The 247-nt window shown below is 63.6% G+C and carries 1 protein-coding gene; it reads left to right on the top strand.

The window, feature by feature from the left end; translation table 11 throughout:
- Positions 1 to 247: aminotransferase class III-fold pyridoxal phosphate-dependent enzyme (locus ACR9ZK_RS22935; RefSeq protein ID WP_481344221.1), on the top strand; the 247-nt coding region annotated here is incomplete at both ends.

The raw sequence follows: 247 nt of genomic DNA, 5'->3' as shown, positions 1-247 counted from the left end.
AAGATGATCGCCGAGGTCACGGGCCATGAGCGCGTCACCTTCTGCAATACCGGTTCGGAGGCTGTCATGGCTGCCATGCGGCTTGCCCGCGCCGTCACCGGCCGCGACCGTGTCGTGGTCTTTGCCAACGATTATCACGGCCAGTTCGACGAAGTGCTGGTCAAGGGCCGCAACCGCTCCGACAAGCCGATTGCCTTGCCGGTCGCCTCCGGCATCCCGATGGCGTCCGTCTCCAATATGACAGTGC

It is taken from the genome of Monashia sp. HAY1-5C (genome assembly GCF_056755255.1).
This window is presented reverse-complemented; position numbering and strand designations above follow the sequence as displayed.